Origin of the sequence: Arachnia propionica, assembly GCF_003859805.1 — a bacterium.
Lineage (GTDB): Bacteria > Actinomycetota > Actinomycetes > Propionibacteriales > Propionibacteriaceae > Arachnia > Arachnia propionica_C.
In genome coordinates this window covers 137,510-152,712 of sequence record NZ_RQZG01000006.1, presented here as the reverse complement: position 1 = coordinate 152,712, position 15,203 = coordinate 137,510, and the positions used below count along the sequence as shown (strand labels likewise).

15 protein-coding genes are annotated in these 15,203 nt (G+C 69.0%); 9 read left to right on the top strand and 6 right to left on the bottom strand.

Translation table 11 applies throughout. The features are described from left to right. Window positions 1-27: 27 nt before the first annotated feature. From rsmA to rsmI, 3 genes are read right to left on the bottom strand one after another with little or no spacing between them, the layout of a single operon-like run. Window positions 28-882 carry a 16S rRNA (adenine(1518)-N(6)/adenine(1519)-N(6))-dimethyltransferase RsmA gene (rsmA, locus tag EII34_RS07020; RefSeq protein WP_124844319.1) on the bottom strand — a complete coding sequence of 285 codons (855 nt, stop codon included), beginning with the start codon at window positions 880-882 and terminating at the stop codon, window positions 28-30. Further along, window positions 875-1,738, bottom strand: a complete 864-nt coding sequence (locus tag EII34_RS07015) for a TatD family hydrolase (RefSeq protein ID WP_124844317.1) — start codon at window positions 1,736-1,738, stop codon at window positions 875-877. The genes rsmA and EII34_RS07015 overlap by 8 nt, the downstream gene beginning before the upstream one ends. Continuing rightward, window positions 1,735-2,592, bottom strand: coding sequence for a 16S rRNA (cytidine(1402)-2'-O)-methyltransferase (gene rsmI / locus EII34_RS07010; RefSeq protein ID WP_124844315.1), 858 nt, complete (start codon window positions 2,590-2,592; stop codon window positions 1,735-1,737). Before rsmI ends, EII34_RS07015 begins: the two co-directional genes overlap by 4 nt. 196 nt (window positions 2,593-2,788) lie before the next feature. Between rsmI and EII34_RS07005 the strand changes: the two genes are divergently transcribed. Beyond that, a complete protein-coding gene (locus EII34_RS07005) occupies window positions 2,789-4,465 on the top strand; it encodes a dolichyl-phosphate-mannose--protein mannosyltransferase (protein ID WP_395858079.1) in 1,677 nt (558 codons plus the stop codon). Window positions 4,466-4,503: 38 nt separating this feature from the next. Here EII34_RS07005 and EII34_RS07000 read toward each other — a convergent pair whose 3' ends face one another. Then, the gene (locus EII34_RS07000) at window positions 4,504-5,592 is read right to left on the bottom strand and encodes an FAD-dependent oxidoreductase (protein ID WP_124844311.1); all 1,089 of its coding nucleotides are present in this window, start codon (window positions 5,590-5,592) and stop codon (window positions 4,504-4,506) included. 187 nt (window positions 5,593-5,779) lie between these two features. Here EII34_RS07000 and EII34_RS06995 point away from each other — a divergent pair, with 187 nt between their 5' ends. From EII34_RS06995 to EII34_RS06980, 4 genes are read left to right on the top strand one after another with little or no spacing between them, the layout of a single operon-like run. Then, a complete protein-coding gene (locus EII34_RS06995) occupies window positions 5,780-7,216 on the top strand; it encodes a uracil-xanthine permease family protein (RefSeq protein ID WP_124844309.1) in 1,437 nt (478 codons plus the stop codon). Between the two features lie 10 nt (window positions 7,217-7,226). After that, on the top strand, window positions 7,227-8,423 hold the full coding sequence (gene trpB / locus EII34_RS06990; RefSeq protein ID WP_124844307.1) for a tryptophan synthase subunit beta: 1,197 nt from the start codon (window positions 7,227-7,229) through the stop codon (window positions 8,421-8,423). 2 nt (window positions 8,424-8,425) lie between these two features. Continuing rightward, complete coding sequence (locus tag EII34_RS06985) at window positions 8,426-9,493, top strand: AAA family ATPase (RefSeq protein WP_124844305.1); 1,068 nt, start codon at window positions 8,426-8,428, stop codon at window positions 9,491-9,493. Beyond that, the gene (locus EII34_RS06980; protein WP_124844303.1) at window positions 9,490-11,301 is read left to right on the top strand and encodes a vWA domain-containing protein; all 1,812 of its coding nucleotides are present in this window, start codon (window positions 9,490-9,492) and stop codon (window positions 11,299-11,301) included. Before EII34_RS06985 ends, EII34_RS06980 begins: the two co-directional genes overlap by 4 nt. Before the next feature lie 28 nt (window positions 11,302-11,329). Here the strand turns inward: EII34_RS06980 and EII34_RS06975 are convergent, their stop codons facing one another. Together EII34_RS06975 and EII34_RS06970 are read right to left on the bottom strand one after the other, a co-directional pair. Next, complete coding sequence (locus EII34_RS06975; RefSeq protein WP_124844301.1) at window positions 11,330-11,767, bottom strand: MarR family winged helix-turn-helix transcriptional regulator; 438 nt, start codon at window positions 11,765-11,767, stop codon at window positions 11,330-11,332. Then, a complete protein-coding gene (locus tag EII34_RS06970) occupies window positions 11,764-12,189 on the bottom strand; it encodes an SRPBCC family protein (RefSeq protein ID WP_185711215.1) in 426 nt (141 codons plus the stop codon). The genes EII34_RS06975 and EII34_RS06970 overlap by 4 nt, the downstream gene beginning before the upstream one ends. A 109-nt stretch (window positions 12,190-12,298) precedes the next feature. On the opposite strand from EII34_RS06970, the gene trhA reads away from it, so the two are divergent. The 4 genes from trhA to EII34_RS06950 all read left to right on the top strand — a co-directional run bounded on the left by trhA (window position 12,299) and on the right by EII34_RS06950 (window position 15,117). Then, window positions 12,299-12,970, top strand: a complete 672-nt coding sequence (gene trhA / locus EII34_RS06965; RefSeq protein ID WP_124844297.1) for a PAQR family membrane homeostasis protein TrhA — start codon at window positions 12,299-12,301, stop codon at window positions 12,968-12,970. An 18-nt stretch (window positions 12,971-12,988) separates the two neighbouring features. Then, complete coding sequence (locus EII34_RS06960) at window positions 12,989-13,660, top strand: uracil-DNA glycosylase (protein WP_124844295.1); 672 nt, start codon at window positions 12,989-12,991, stop codon at window positions 13,658-13,660. A gap of 253 nt (window positions 13,661-13,913) precedes the next feature. Then, window positions 13,914-14,567, top strand: a complete 654-nt coding sequence (gene msrA, locus EII34_RS06955) for a peptide-methionine (S)-S-oxide reductase MsrA (RefSeq protein ID WP_124844293.1) — start codon at window positions 13,914-13,916, stop codon at window positions 14,565-14,567. Further along, window positions 14,560-15,117: an NUDIX hydrolase gene (locus EII34_RS06950; protein WP_124844291.1), complete on the top strand. Its 558-nt coding sequence runs from the start codon at window positions 14,560-14,562 to the stop codon at window positions 15,115-15,117. Before msrA ends, EII34_RS06950 begins: the two co-directional genes overlap by 8 nt. The last annotated feature ends 86 nt before the right edge of the window (window positions 15,118-15,203 follow it).

Genomic DNA, 15,203 nt, shown 5'->3' with positions numbered 1-15,203 from the left:
CATCCCGTCGACCCGCTGGGCAGGTGCTCAGCCCGGGAGCTCAGCCGCGATCGCTGCGAACTGCGCGATGTCCAGCACCTCGCCCCGCACCTCGGGCGAGATGCCTGCCGCAGCGATGGCCGCCGAGGCCGCGGCACCGGAACCGAAGCTGCCCGCGAGGCAGGCCCGGAGCATCTTGCGGCGGGAGGCGAAGGCCCGATCGATCACGTCGAAGACCTGTTCCCTCGACGCCTGCGTGGACGGCGGGTCACGGCGTTGCAGCCGCACCAACCCGGAGTCGACGTTCGGCACCGGCCAGAACACCTTCGGCGGCACGGTTCCCACCCGCTCCGCACCGGCCCACCAGGCGAGCTTCACGCTCGGGACCCCGTAGGTCCTCGAGCCCGGTGCCGCGACCAGCCGATCCGCGACCTCCAGCTGCACCATCACCAGTCCTCGCTGCCAGGTGGGGAAGGTCTCCAGCAGGTGCAGCAGCACCGGGACCGACACGTTGTACGGCAGGTTGGCGACCACGGCGGTCGGCGCCGGCCCGGGAAGCTCGCTCACCTCCAGGGCGTCAGCGGTGACGATCTCCAGCCGCGACGCCGCCTCCTCACCGAGCCGCTGCGCAACCGTGCGGGTCAGCCGTGACGCCAGGCGCTCGTCGATCTCCACGACGGTGACCGCCCGCGCCACCTCCAGCAGCCCCAGGGTCAGCGACCCGAGCCCGGGACCGATCTCCAGCACCACGTCATCGGCTCCCACCCCGGACAGTCCGACGATCCGCCGCACCGTGTTGGCGTCGATGACGAAGTTCTGCCCCCGCTGTTTCGTGGGACGAAGGTCCAGTTCCGCAGCGATGTCCCGGATGGAGTGGGGATCGAGCAGCCCGGTCTCAGGCATCAGTGCTCCACCTGGTGGCATAGGCGGCCTCCGTGTTGGCGCTCACCTGCCGGCAGAACTCGGCCAGCTCCACCTCGAGCAGCTCCGCCAGGAACCGGACGGTGTGCGGCAGCAGGTAGGGGGCGTTGGGACGGCCGCGCTCGGGCTTCGGGGTCAGGTAAGGGGCGTCGGTCTCCACCAGGATCCGCTCCAGCGGCACCGTCCGGGCCGCCTCCCGCAACGACTCCGCCGAGCCGAAGGTGACCACCCCCGGGAAGGACAGCCAGAACCCACGCTCCAGGCATTCCGCGGCGAAGATCCGGTCCCCGGAGAAGCAGTGCATCACCACCCGCTCGGGCCGTTCCTCGGCGTCGAGGACCTTCAGGATGTCGTCGTGGGCGTCACGGTCGTGGATCACCAGGGTCAGGTCGTGCTCCCGGGCCAGGGCGATGTGCTCGCGGAAGGAGTGCACCTGCCCCGCCAGTCCCTCCGGGTCCTTGGTCCGGTAGTGGTCGAGCCCGGTCTCCCCCACGGCGACCACTCCGGGGCGCCCCAGCAGGGCAGCGATCCGTCCGATCTCCCGGTCGAGCTGCTCGAAGTCGCCGCGCTGCACGATCCGGGCGGCGTCGTTGGGGTGGATGGCGACGGCGGCCCGCACCATCGGGTGGGTGGCGGCGAGTTCTGCGGCTGCCGTCGAGGAGGTGAGGTCGTAACCGACGTCCACCACTCCGGCGACACCGACGGCGGCCGCCGCAGCGAGGCCGGGACCGGCCTCGAGACCGGAGTGCTCGTAGGTGCTGAGCAGGTGGGTGTGGTTGTCGATGACATGCGCAGGAAGCATCTCAGGCGCATTCGGCAGGGTGTCTGGCAGGGTCATGTCTCCCCCATCGTGTCTCTGGCGGCCAGGGCGGCCTCGTACAGCTTCTTGCGTGGTACCCCGAGCAGGTCGGCGACGGTCCGAACCGCCCCGGACAGTTTCTCACCCGCGGTCACCCTCTCGGCGACCATCGTGAGTGCGTCATCCACCCCGACCTCCCGGGGGGCGGCTCCCGCGACGACGAGCGTCACCTCACCGCGGACCCCGTCAGCGGCCCATGCGGCCAACTCCGCCAGGCCCGCGCGACGGATCTCCTCGTGGGGTTTGGTCAGTTCCCGACACACCACGGCGCGTCGTCGTGGCCCCCAGGTCCGGGCGGCGTCCTGCAACCAGTCGTGGAGTCGGTGCGGGGCCTCGAAGAACACCATCGTGCGGGACTCAGCGGCCAGGTCCTGCATCCGGGTCAACCGCTCGCCCTGCTTCCGGGGCAGGAACCCCTCGAAGCAGAACCGTTCGGAGGGCAGTCCGGAGACGGCGACGGCGGTCAGCACCGCCGACGGCCCCGGCACGGCCGTCACCCGCAGGTCTCGTTCGATGCAGGCCGCCACCAGTCGATGTCCGGGATCGCTGACCGATGGCATTCCCGCGTCGGTGACCAGCACCACGCGCTGCCCGGAGGCGATGGCCCCGACGAGTTCCGGGGTACGGGTCGCCTCGTTGCCCTCGAAGTAGGACACCACCTTGGCCCGTGTGGTGACCCCGATCCGGTGCAGCAGCGTCGCGAACCGCCTGGTGTCCTCCGCGGCGACGACATCGGCCAGGGCGAGGGCATCCCGCAGCGCCTGACTGGCGTGGGTGTGCGAGCCGATCGGCGTCCCCGCCAGCACCAGCGTCCCGTCGGCTGAGTCCTCCATGCCACCAGCCTAGACGGTCGCCTTCCGCGACGGGTCCGGGGCGAGAGCCCGCAGGCCCCCGGCTCGAGTCACCGAGTCGGGCACCCTCGGTGCGACCGACAGCCAGCCGATCGTGTCCGGTGGACGGGATGGGTGGGCCGAGTGCACATAGACTGTCCGGGTGCTGACCACCATCGACGCCCTTGAGGACGGCAGGCTGCGTGATTCTCGGCAGGGTTGGCTCGTCGCCTCGGTGATCGCCCTGGTGGCCTTCGGGTTACGGATCGCAGGGCTCGGGTTCCCGTCCAAGATCGTCTTCGACGAGACCTACTACGCCAAGGACGCCTGGGGGATGCTCCAGTCCGGGTACGAGCGCAAATGGGCCAACAACGAGCAGTTCCAGACCAATGACAAGATCGCCCAGGGTGATCTGAGCGGTTTGCTGTCGGATCCCGACTACGTGGTCCATCCGCCTCTGGGCAAGTGGCTCATCGCGCTGGGTGAGCACTGGTTCGGCATGAACTCCTTCGGGTGGCGTTTCATGGCGTGCGTCTTCGGGGCGTTGCTGGTGTTCCTCACCGTGCTGCTCGCCCGCCGGGTCTCCCGCTCCACCCTGGTGGGTGGCATCGCGGGCGTGCTGCTGACCTTCGACGGCCTGGCCTTCACCATGAGCCGGATCGCGTTGCTCGACATCTTCCAGGCCGTGTTCTGTCTCGCAGCCGTGCTGGCCCTGGTGGTGGACCGTGACTGGTTCCGGGCCAGACTCGCCGCACACCTGCGCGCCCACGACCTGACCGATCTCGGCGGTTCCTTCGGGCCGTTGCTGCTGTTTCGGCCGTGGCGGATCGTCGCCGGGGTGATGTTCGGGGCCGCGTGTGCGGTGAAGTGGAACTCGGTGTACCTGATGGCGGTCTTCGGCATCGTCACCGTCGCCTGGGACCTGGGGGCCCGGTCCCTGGCCGGGGGCGGGACGCTACACGTGCTGACCTGGCGCAGCTGGACGGTGGCCGTCATCCTCAGTGGTGCGGCGACGGCGGTGCTGGGCGGCAGGTTGGGGTACGTGTTGGCGGGTCTGCTGGTGGCCGCCGTCACCGCTCTGGTGCTCTACGCCCACGTCGTGGGGATGCTGCGGTCACTGGTGATCGACGCCCCGATGGCCTTCGTCTCGACGGTGGTGCTGGCGATCCCCGTCTACATCGCCAGCTGGAGTGGCTGGCTGTTCACCTCGGGAGGGTACTTCCGCAACTGGGGGGAGCAGAATCCCGACGACCCGGTCGTGAAACTCCTCGGCGCCCCGCTGGGGTCGCTGTGGAAGTACCACGTCTCGGCCTACGAGTTCCACGTCGGTGAGGGGATGATGGTCAACGCCACCCACACCTACGAGGCCCATCCGCTCGGCTGGTTGCTGACGGTGCGTCCCATCGGCATCGATGCGGTCAACGACATCAAACGCGGCGAACAGGGCTGCGAGGCCGTGGGCGACACCTGTCTCAGGGTGATCTCCGGTATCGGGACACCGCTGCTGTGGTGGATGGCCTGCGCCGCGTTGGTCGCCAGCCTGTGGTGGTGGCTGGGGCGCCGCGACTGGCGCTTCGCCGTCCCCGTCCTGGGGGTGCTGGCGGTGTGGCTGCCGTGGTTCCAGTACGCGGGACGCCCCCTGTTCTTCTTCTACGCCATCGTGCTGCTGCCGTTCTACGTCACGGGACTGGCGATGGCGATGGGCAGACTGCTCGGCCCGGCCAACGGCCCCAACCGGCAACGCAACGCCATGTTCATCGGTGTGGCGATCGCCCTGGTGGTCCTCAACTTCGCCTTCATCCACCCGATCCTCACCGACACCCTGCTCACCCGGGGCCAGTGGCTGATGCGGATGTGGTTCGGCACCTGGATCTGACCCACCGGCGGGTGGCCCCGGATCCCGTCGGAGGCGGACTAGGTCCTGCGGAACAGAGTTCTCGTGGCGACGGCCCTGAGTTTCGAGGCCCAGGGCAGGCCGACGTTGCGCGCCACGTCGACCCCGAGCAGCAACGCCGCGAGATAGCAGCCCGACGCGGTGCCGTTCATCAACTCGCCACGCCCGTTGCCCCGCGTGTAGAAGCCGCCCGGGATGGCCGAGGCGCCCACGATCGGGCGGCCGTGGTCACTCGGGTCGATGACCAGTTGTCCCTCACGGTCCCCCTCGACCCCGAACTCTGTGGCGGCCCAGGTGGCGAGCGCCGCAGCGGCCGGGACGAGCTGGGCAGGAGCACACTTCGGGCCGAGCAGCAGGGTGCCCTCCGCCACGGGACGTCGCATCCACACCGGCGGACCGGCGTGCAGCCGGACCTCCTCAGAGGGTGCCTCGAGGCGCAGTGTCGGCACGTACTGGGCGCGACCTGCCCCGGCCAAGGCCCCCCAGGGACTGACGCCGAGGGTGTCGACGACGGCGTGGGCCGAGACCACCTCCACGTCGCGCACCCAGGCCAGGTTGCGACGGATCGTGATCTCGGTGACCCCGTCGAGGCGACGGATGTGGGTGACCGTCACGTCGTGGGTGATGCGGGCCCCTGCCTGGTGGGCCTGCGCGTGGAGTGCCGTCGCGTACTCGTGGGGATCGAGCAACAGCACGCTGGAGCCCAGCCCCGGCCCGCTCGGCCCGTCGATGATCTCCACCTCGGCCCCGGCACCGGCCATGATCCGTCGCACCCGGTCCAGCTCACGCACCAGGGCCACACCCAGCGAATGATCGTTCAGTCTCGTCTCACCCGGTGTGATCCCCGCCGTCGCCAGGACCTTGCGGATCTCCTCCAGCCCCGCCAGGTTGCGTCGCACGTGTTCCGCGGCCGCTTCCTCCCCGTAGGCCCCCGCCATGTTGGCGCAGGTGCTGGCATGGGCGACCGCCCCCACCCCGTGCCCGATGGCGGCGGAGGTCGCTTCCGGGTTCGGGTCCAGCACCATCACGGCGAACCCTTCGGCGGCGAGTCTCCGGGCCGCGGTCAGCCCCGCGATGGTCGCCCCCAGCACCACGACGTCTCGCACCATGGGTCAACCCTAGATGATCGCTCTGCCGGGTCGGCACCCCGCGCGCTCACACAGGCACGAATCGCCGTTCTGCTTCCACGAACCCCCATATGAAACGTTTCACAGTCAAGCAACCCGCCAGTTCGTGCTCACTCCAGCGCCCGGAAGGCGTAACATTCCGGCGGACCCGCCAGAGGAAAGGACGGCAATGCTCGGGTGGAAACTGCACAACGACGGAGTACTTGAGCCCGGAGCGGTCGTCGCTCCGACGGAACGGCTCGGTTGGGGCCGCACCATCGGGTTGGGCGCCCAGCACGTCGTCGCGATGTTCGGGGCCACGTTCGTGTTCCCCCTGCTCATGGGGCTCAACCCGCAGCTCGCTGTGATGATGTCCGGGATCGCGACCCTGATCTTCCTGTTCGTCGTGAAGCACAAGGTACCGAGCTACCTCGGCTCGTCGGCCTCGTTCGTGGGGGTCGCGACGGCGGTGTACAACGCGGGCGGCAACCCCGCGACCCTGTCGGGGGCGCTGTTCGTCGTCGGGCTCACCCTGTTCATGGTGGGGCTCATCATCCACGTCGCCGGGTCCCAGGTGATCCACCGCGCCCTGCCCCCGGTGGTCACCGGTGCCGTGGTGATGCTCATCGGTTTCAACCTGGCCCCCGTCGTGGCGAAGGTGTACTGGCCGAAGGACCCGTGGCTGGCGTTCATCGTGATGCTCATCGTGATCGCGCTCAGTGTCGGGCTGCGCGGCTTCCTCGGACGCATCGCGATCTTCCTGTCCCTGGTGATCGGCTACGCGCTGGCCGGCCTCTTCGACGCCCTCCTCGGCCCCGTGACCACCCTCGACGACCAGGGTCAGAGTGTGACCGCATCCCGTGTGGACTGGAGCGCGGTGCAGGCCGCCGACTGGTTCGGCCTTCCCCCGGTGACCGACCTCAGCACGTGGGTGCAGGGCAGCACCAGCAACGTCGTCGGCTTCCACCTGCCGCAGTTCAGCCTGTCCGCCATCGTCATCGCACTGCCCGTGGTGATCGCCCTCATCGCGGAGAACGCCGGCCACGTCAAGGCCGTCGCCGAGATGACCGGCGAGAACCTGGACCCGATGATGGGACGCGCCATCGCAGCCGACGGCGGCGGCTCCATGCTCGCCACCCTCGTGGGTGCCGGGCCCACCACCACCTACGCCGAGAACATCGGTGTGATGGCCGCCACCCGGGTCTACTCCACCGCCGCCTACGTCGTCGCCGCGCTGGTCGCCATCGGTTTCGGGTTCTCCCCGAAGTTCGGGGCCGTCATCTCCGCCACCCCCGGTGCTGTGCTGGGCGGCATCTGCGTGGTGCTCTACGGCATGATCGGTCTGCTGGGCGCGAAGATCTGGAAGGAGAACCGGATCGACTTCGGCAACCCCATCAACCTCATCCCCGCCGCTGCCGGCATCATCATCGGCATCGGGGACGTGCAGCTGCCCATCGGGAACTTCTCCCTCGGCGGGATCGCGCTCGGCACCATCGTCGTCATCGCGGTCTACCACATCGCCCGGGTGATCGCCCCGAAGGAACTGCGCAGGGCCGCCGACGGCGCATCGCTGATCTATGACGCCCCTGGTATATACGACGCGGGGACCGAGGACGACAAGCGCTAGCATTCGGCCCATGACTTCGCTGACCAATGCCGACGAGGCCGGGTTCTTCGGGAACCACGGTGGTCGTTTCCTCCCCCCGCAGCTGGAGGCACCCATCGCGGAGGTCGCGGCGGCCTGGGCCGAGGCCCGCCGGGACCCGGACTTCCAGGCCGAGTACGAGGCCCTGCTCGCCGACTACGTGGGTCGACCGTCGCCGCTGTTCCTGGCCGAGAACCTGACCCGGCATCTCGGTGGGGCGAGGATCTACCTCAAGCGCGAGGACCTCAACCACACGGGTGCACACAAGATCAACCACTGTCTGGGCGAGGGGCTGCTGGCCAGGCGGATGGGCAAGAGGAGGCTCATCGCCGAGACCGGGGCGGGACAGCACGGGGTGGCACTCGCGACGGCGGCCGCGCTGCTCGGTCTGGAGTGCGAGATCCACATGGGATCGATCGACATCGCGAAGCAGCGGCCGAACGTGGTCAGGATGGAGTTGCTGGGCGCAAAGGTGATCCCGGTGGAGTCCGGAGGGCGCTGTCTCAAGGACGCCGTCGACTCGGCCTTCTCCGTGTTCGCCTCCGACCACCACGACACCTTCTTCGCCATCGGCTCGGTGGTCGGGCCTGATCCGTACCCGTCGATGATCCGTGACTTCCAGGCCATCATCGGGCGGGAGGCCCGGGCGCAGCTCCTGGCGAAGGAGGGGCGTCTGCCGGATGTGCTGGTCGCCTCGGTCGGTGGTGGGTCGAATGCGCTCGGGTTGTTCACCGCGTTCCTGGAGGACGACTCGGTCCGGATCTTCGGGGTGGAGCCCGCCGGCAAAGACCTCGACGTCGTCGGCGAGCACGCGGCCACCATGACGATGGGCACCCCGGGCACCCTCCACGGCATGCGGACCCTGGTGCTGCAGGACGACGACGGGGAGACCTGGCCGGTGCACTCCATCGCCTCGGGCCTGGACTACCCGGCGGTCGGCCCGCAGCACGCCTTCCTCAAGGAGGTCGGGCGGGCCGAGTACGTCTCGGTCAGTGATGCCGAGACCCTGGAGGCGTTCCAGCTGCTCTGCCGCACCGAGGGGATCATCCCGGCGCTGGAGTCGTCGCACGCGCTGGCCCACGCCGCCCGGATCGCGCCGACGATGGGCGCCGACGAGATCATCGTGGTCAACCTGTCAGGGCGCGGCGACAAGGACATTGACTACGTGGCCGAGAAGCTGGGACGCTGAGCGTGCAGGCCGCAGCGACCCTGACCCCGAACGAGCTGAGCGAGTTCCTGCTCAACGTCGCCACCGTGCGTCCCGTGTTCATCTGGGGGCCGCCCGGGATCGGGAAGTCGGCGCTGGTGGAGAGGTTCGCCGAGTCGGTGGGGTTGGCGTGCGTCTCCCTGCTCGGCAGTCAGCTGGCGCCGGAGGACCTCATCGGGGTGCCCCAGATCACCGACGGCGTCACCCGGTTCCGCCCGCCGGCGCTCATCGCCCGCGACGAGCCGTACTGCCTGTTCCTCGACGAGCTCAACGCGTGCTCGCAGGACGTGCAGAAGGCGTTCTACAGCCTCATCCACGACCGCCGGATCGGCGAGTACGAGCTGCCGGAGGGGTCCGTCGTCATCGGGGCGGGCAATCGCGCCCAGGACTCGGCGATCGTCAAACCGATGTCGTCGGCGCTGATGAACCGCATGGTGCACGTCCACATGCGGGTCTCGGCCAGCCAGTGGCTGGAGTGGGCGGTCGGGGCGGGCATCCACCCGATGGTGATCGAGTACCTCACCCAGCGTCCTGATCACCTGTGGAGCCAGCCGCCACGCCATGAGGAGCCGTTCTCCACCCCGCGGTCGTGGCACATGCTGAGCGACGCCCTCAACGGTTTCAGCGACGACGCACCGGCGCACATGGTGGAGGCGATCTCCTCGGGCTGCCTCACCCCGCAGCACGCCGCCCAGTTCCGGGCCTTCGCGAAGCTCGCCGACGACCGGCACCTGCTGGACGCCATCCTCAAGGGCGACGCGTCGTGGCCGTCGGACCCGAAGGACCGCGACATCCTGTACTTCCTGGCGCAGGCGTTCCGGGCCCGGCTGCTGAAGACGCTGCCTGCCGCCAAGAACGAGGCGAGCGGCGACGTGCAGGCCCTGGTCCACACGTCGAAGGGGCTGTTGAAGCAACTGGCGCAGATCAGCCTGGAGCTGGCGCAGATCGTCGTGGCCGAGGAGGGCGGCGAGGTGCTGCCGTCGTGGTACATGGTCGAGGTGGTGCGGGACCTGCCGCGGCTCATCGAGAAACGTCCCGACCCGAAGCAGTGAGCCGCGCCAAGTCGCGGATCACCCCCGCCCAGCAGGCCTGGGAGGACGGGGTTCGAATGGTCCGTCAGCACCCGGTGTTCGATCACCTGGTGGAGCAGTTCTCGCTGCACCGTCGCGAGCAGGGACATCACCCGGAGCGTGGTTACATCCTCGTCGGACGTAACCACAGCCTCCACGTGCATCCGAAGCGACTGGCGTCCCCGGAGGAGTGGGCCTTCCTGCTCGGTCGCGCCGGCCTCTACCACGCGATGGAGTTGTGGCGACCCGATCACGGAGACTGGGTGGCGTGGTCGGCCGCCTGCGACGTCGTGACCACCCGGTTCGTCGCGGGGCTGAAGTTCGGCCGCGCCCCCGAGGGGATGCAGCTGCCAGCGGACCTGCCGCAGTGGGACGAGGAGCGCTGGTACCGGGAGTTCACCACGCAGGGCATTCCGGGGTGGGCAGCAACGCTGTCCCTGGCCGGGCCGGATGTCTCCAGCATGGATTCTCCTGAGGGGTGGAGCAGCTGGTGGCGGGAGCCGACGTGGCTGTCGTGGCCGGAGATCTTCGCCCGGGCCATCAGCGAATCGGTGACCCAGGCCGTCGAGATGGCCGCCGGGCTCCGTGAGAACTTCGGTGAGGGTGGGCTCAGGCAGCGCAAGGACAAGCTGTCGGCGACCACACTGCGGGCGCGCGACTGGTTCACCTCGTCGTTCCCGCTGCTGGCGAGCATGGTGGCCTCCTTCACCTTCGTCGAGAACGTGGAGGTGTGCCAGCGGGAGAAGGTGATGATCGCCGCCGTCGACGAGGAACTCGGCACCATCTACCTCAACCCGGCGGCGGGGCTGGGGGTGGAGGAGACGAAGTTCGTCATCGCCCACGAGGTGCTGCACGTGGCGCTGCGGCACCATTCCAGGCGGGCGGGCCGGGACCCGTTGTTGTGGAACGCGGCCTGCGACTACGTCATCAACGACTGGCTGATCCAGATGGAGGTCGGTGAGGCCCCCGACCACGGGTTGTTGTTCGACGAGGAGCTGCGGGGGCTCTCGGCGGAGGAGGTCTACGACCGGATCGTCACCGACATCCGGCTGAAGCGCAAACTCATGACGCTGGCCGGGAAGCAGGGGGACATGCTGGAGCGGCCGCTGATGGAGGGGACCCCGTGGTTCACCGACCTCGACGCGTTCTGCCGCGACCAGCTGGGCAAGGGTCTGATGCTGCACCAGCAGCAGGAGCGTGGCTTCCTGCCGCTGGGGCTCGTGGAGGAGATCAAGGCGCTGCTGCAGCCGCCGATCCCGTGGGAGGTGCAGCTGGCGCAGTGGTTCGACCGCCACTTCCCTGCCGTCGAGACACATCGGACGTGGAAACGGCTGAGCCGCCGCCAGTCGAGCAGCCCCGACATCCCGCGCCCGCACCGGGAGCCGGACCTCGTCGACGGCCGGACCTTCGGGGTGGTGCTGGACACCTCCGGCTCGATGGAACGCAACACCCTGGCCAAGGCCCTGGGATCCATCGCGAGCTACGCGGAGGCGAAGGAGGTGCCCTACGTCCGGGTGATCTGCTGCGACGCGGCCGCCTACGACCTCGGCTGGCTGGCCCCCGGGGACATCGCGGGCCGGGTGCAGATCAAGGGCCGGGGCGGCACGGTGCTGGCCCCGGGGGTGCGGAAGCTCGTCGAGGACCCGGACTTCCCGAAGAACGGCCCCATCCTCATCATCACCGACGGCGACTGCGACACCTTCACCGTCCCCCGCGACCACGCCTTCCTGGTCCCGAAGGGCTGTCACCTGCCGTTTCGCCCCAGAGGCGACTTCTTCGAGATGAGCTGATTCGCGGACCTCGGGAGGAGCCACCAACTCACCGGGACGCCGTCACGGAGCGCAGTTGCTCCACCAGGACTCGCTCGTCGGCGGCTGCGAAGAACACGCCGTCCGCCTCTTCCACGAGGGCCACGGCCTGCTCCGCGACACGCACCCCTTCGCGGCTCAGCGCGATGAGCTTCTGGCGCGCGTCGGCCCGTCCGTCGACGCGGCTCAGATGCCCCTTGCCCTCCAGCGCCCGGAGCACCTGGGACGTGGTCATCGGGTCGATGCCGACCAGTTCGGCCACCCGACGTTGCGACGGCGGTTCGGCGGTCTCCTGCTCCAGCCACCACACGGCGGCGAGCACGACGAACTGGGTGTGGGTCAGGCCCACGGGCTCCAGCGCCGCCCGAACGGCTCGCTGCCACTGGAGCGTGACCCGCCACAGCAGGAACCCCGGGCTTCGGCCTGGGTCGTCGAATCGGGAGGTCATGCGGGCTCGCCCTCGAGGTGGCGCAGCAGCCCTTCCCCGCTGGCCTGTGCGGAGTTCGCGAAGCTGCGGCGCAGGAGCCTGCCCCAGAGCCAACCGAGTGCCCCCACCACCGACACCTCGACGACGACGCGGCTGCCGTCGTCGCCGGGCTCCACCTGGTGCAGGAACACCAGACGCGCCCCGGGCAATGAGGTTTCGTTGACGAGACACCGGTCCTGCTCCAGGACCGTGATGGTGAACGTCGCACTTGGTCCGCTGCGGGGCTTGAGCTTCCCGACGGCCCCCACGGCGGCTGGGCCCCGGAAGTCGACCTCGCTCACCTCGGGATCCCACACGGGCCAGGACTGTGGGCGTGCCCAGCAGTCGAAGATGGTCCGCGGCGGTAGCGGGCTGGTGACCCGGAAGGAGCTGAGCATCGTCATGCCGATAGTATGCGCACATACTATTGTGGTGCGCAAGGCGCGGCTCCGGTTGGATCGATCACGCCAAGGGGGTAACCTACGGAAGCGTAGGTTACTGAAACGTAGGTTGATGATGCAGCACTCCCCCGCCTCCCCGCCCCGGCTCGACTCCCGGGGCGTCAAGCCCCTGCTGAGGGGCTGGCTCCACCTCGGTTTCACCCCTGCCCTGCTCATCGCGGGCCTGGTGCTCACCGTCTTCGCGCCGACCCTGGCGGGGCGGATCGGCGTCGCCGTGTGGACCCTCAGCGGGGTGCAGTTGTTCGGCGTGAGCGCCGCCTACCACCGCGGCACCTGGCGCGACGCCACCCTGGAGCTGTTCCGCCGGATCGACCACTCCAACATCTTCGTCTTCATCGCGGGCACCTACACCCCACTCACCCTCACCCTGCTGGAGGGCTCCTCCCGCTGGGTGCTGCTCTGCCTGATCTGGGGCATCGCGATCCTCGGTGTGGTGTTCCGCACCTGCTGGATCGGCGCACCGCGCTGGCTCTACACGCTGTTGTACGTGGCGATGGGGTGGGTGGCTCTCGGTTGGATCGGCGAGTTCTGGGCCAGCGGCGGCCCCGCCGTCGTGATCCTGATGGCCGCGGGTGGAGTCATCTACTCCATCGGGGCCATCTCCTACGGCACCCGGTGGCCCCGGTTGTCGCCGCGTGTCTTCGGCTTCCACGAGTTGTTCCACGCCTGCACCATCGCGGCCGCCGTCTGTCACGCCGTCGCCATCGGACTGGCCGTGTTCTGATGCCATAGAGTGGCTGCCATGGCACAACCGTTGAAGGACCTCATCGCCCCCGACTGGGCCGAGGCACTGGCCGACGTCGAACCCCGCATCCACGCCATGGGCGACTTCCTGCGCGACGAGATCACCGCCGGGCGCAGCTATCTTCCCGACGGCGCAAACGTGTTGCGCGCCTTCACCCGCCCCCTCGCGGATGTCCGGGTGCTGATCGTGGGCCAGGACCCCTACCCCACGCCCGGCCACGCCGTCGGGCTGTCCTTCTCCGTCGCCCGGGACGTGCGGCCGCTGCCGAAGAGCCTCATCAACATCTACAAGGAGTTGAACGACGACCTCGGCATCCCGCCCGCCCAGCACGGCGACCTGAGCGCCTGGTTCGACCAGGGCGTGCTGCTGCTGAACCGGGTGCTGACGGTGGCGCCGGGCAGTCCCGGATCGCACCGGGGCAAGGGCTGGGAGGAGGTCACGACGGCGGCCATCTCGGCGCTGGCCTCCCGCGGCGGCCCGCTGGTCGCGATCCTGTGGGGGCGCGACGCCCAGTCGACGACCCCGCTGCTCGGCGACGTCCCGGTCATCGCGAGCGCCCACCCGTCGCCGCTGTCGGCCCGCAACGGTTTCTTCGGCTCCAAGCCGTTCAGCCGGGCCAATGCGGCCCTCGAGGCGCAGGGCGCCACTCCCATCGACTGGACGCTGTGACCGCCCGCCGGTTTCGCCTGCCTTGAGTCCGGTTCGCCTGTCCTGACTTCAGCTCGCCTGTCTTGTTCGGAAATGCCTGTCTTGTTGGGCAGGCAATTCCGAACAAGACAGGCATTTCTGACCCAAGGCAGGCAAATCCCCGGGAGTGATGGGGTGAAGATGGGGTGAATCGGCCTGGCTCGGGGCATCAGGGGGTCGCGACGAGGACCCGCAGCGGATGCACCTGTTGGTACGGCCCCATACTCTTGTCCCCATGGACATTGACGTGGCTGGTTTTCTTCGACGCAGGCTCAACCCGCAGCTGGTGACCCCGGAGCAGGCCCTGCCCGGGCGCGATCAGCCGATCCTGGACCCGATCCCCCGGCACGCCGTGCTCGGTCTGCCGCTCGACGAGGTGCCCGAGGGCTGCGAGGTGGCCCACTTCGCGATGGGCTGCTACTGGGGCGAGGAGCGGCTGTTCTGGGAGACCGACGGTGTGGTCAACACCGCCGTCGGGTTCATGGGTGGCATCACCCCCAACCCGACGTACCGGGAGACCTGCACGGGCCAGACCGGTCACACCGAGACCGTGCAGGTGGTCTTCGACCCGGCGCGGATCAGCTACGACGACCTGCTGAGGTTGTTCTGGGAGAACCACGACCCCACCCAGGGATTCCGGCAGGGCAACGACGTCGGCACCCAGTACCGCTCCGCCATCTTCCCCACCGACGAAGCCCAGCTGGCCGCCGCCACCTCGTCGCGTGACGCCTTCCAGGCCCGGATGACGGAGTCGGGCTACGGCCGGATCACCACCGAGATCACCCCGGGCGCGGTCTTCTACCCGGCGGAGGAGGAGCATCAGCAGTACCTCCACAAGAACCCGGGCGGGTACTGCCCGAACCACGCCACGGGCGTGCGGTGTGGCTGAGGTCGACTGCGGTTTCGACGACGGCGCGCGCTGGTTCCGGCTGCGCGCCGTCGCCGTCATCCTCCACGAGGGCTCGGTGCTCATGATGAGCAACCAGACCGATCCGTACCTGTACACGATCGGCGGCGGGGTGCAGCACGGGGAGACCATCGAGGAGGCCGTGATCCGTGAGGTGCGCGAGGAGCTGGGAGTTGACTACGGTATCGACCGGCTGTTGTTCATCCACCAGAACTTCTTCACCGACGAGCATTCCCCGCTGCTGGTGGGCCGGGCCTGCCATGAGGTCTCCTTCCACTTCCTCATGACCTTCGACCCCGCACAGCCGATCCGGCCGGGCGGAGTGACGACGGACGGGCGACGGGAGCAGCCGGTCTGGGTACCGCTCAGCCGCTACGGCCAGGACCGCCCCGCCTACCCGGCCTTCTACGCCACCGAGCTGCTCGATCCACCGGCCCAGCCCCGCCTCATCACCACCAGACAGGCATCTTCCCAACCGGAGACCAGAGGGCAAAAACCCTTGTCAACGCGGGAAAACGTAACTTTCGGGTAGACTTCGGCACTTCTTCGCCGAAACCTCTTCCCCGGGGAGTCACGGGCTGCTACGCTGCTGCCACCCAACTACCAAAGGAGTGATTG

Coding starts and splice junctions, on each gene's coding strand:
- rsmA (WP_124844319.1), bottom strand. CDS start 882: ATGCCTGAGACCGGGCTGCTCGATCCCCACTCCATCCGGGACATCGCT.
- EII34_RS07015 (WP_124844317.1), bottom strand. CDS start 1,738: ATGACCCTGCCAGACACCCTGCCGAATGCGCCTGAGATGCTTCCTGCG.
- rsmI (WP_124844315.1), bottom strand. CDS start 2,592: ATGGAGGACTCAGCCGACGGGACGCTGGTGCTGGCGGGGACGCCGATC.
- EII34_RS07000 (WP_124844311.1), bottom strand. CDS start 5,592: ATGGTGCGAGACGTCGTGGTGCTGGGGGCGACCATCGCGGGGCTGACC.
- EII34_RS06995 (WP_124844309.1), top strand. CDS start 5,780: ATGCTCGGGTGGAAACTGCACAACGACGGAGTACTTGAGCCCGGAGCG.
- trpB (WP_124844307.1), top strand. CDS start 7,227: ATGACTTCGCTGACCAATGCCGACGAGGCCGGGTTCTTCGGGAACCAC.
- EII34_RS06975 (WP_124844301.1), bottom strand. CDS start 11,767: ATGACCTCCCGATTCGACGACCCAGGCCGAAGCCCGGGGTTCCTGCTG.
- EII34_RS06970 (WP_185711215.1), bottom strand. CDS start 12,189: ATGACGATGCTCAGCTCCTTCCGGGTCACCAGCCCGCTACCGCCGCGG.
- trhA (WP_124844297.1), top strand. CDS start 12,299: ATGATGCAGCACTCCCCCGCCTCCCCGCCCCGGCTCGACTCCCGGGGC.
- EII34_RS06960 (WP_124844295.1), top strand. CDS start 12,989: ATGGCACAACCGTTGAAGGACCTCATCGCCCCCGACTGGGCCGAGGCA.
- msrA (WP_124844293.1), top strand. CDS start 13,914: ATGGACATTGACGTGGCTGGTTTTCTTCGACGCAGGCTCAACCCGCAG.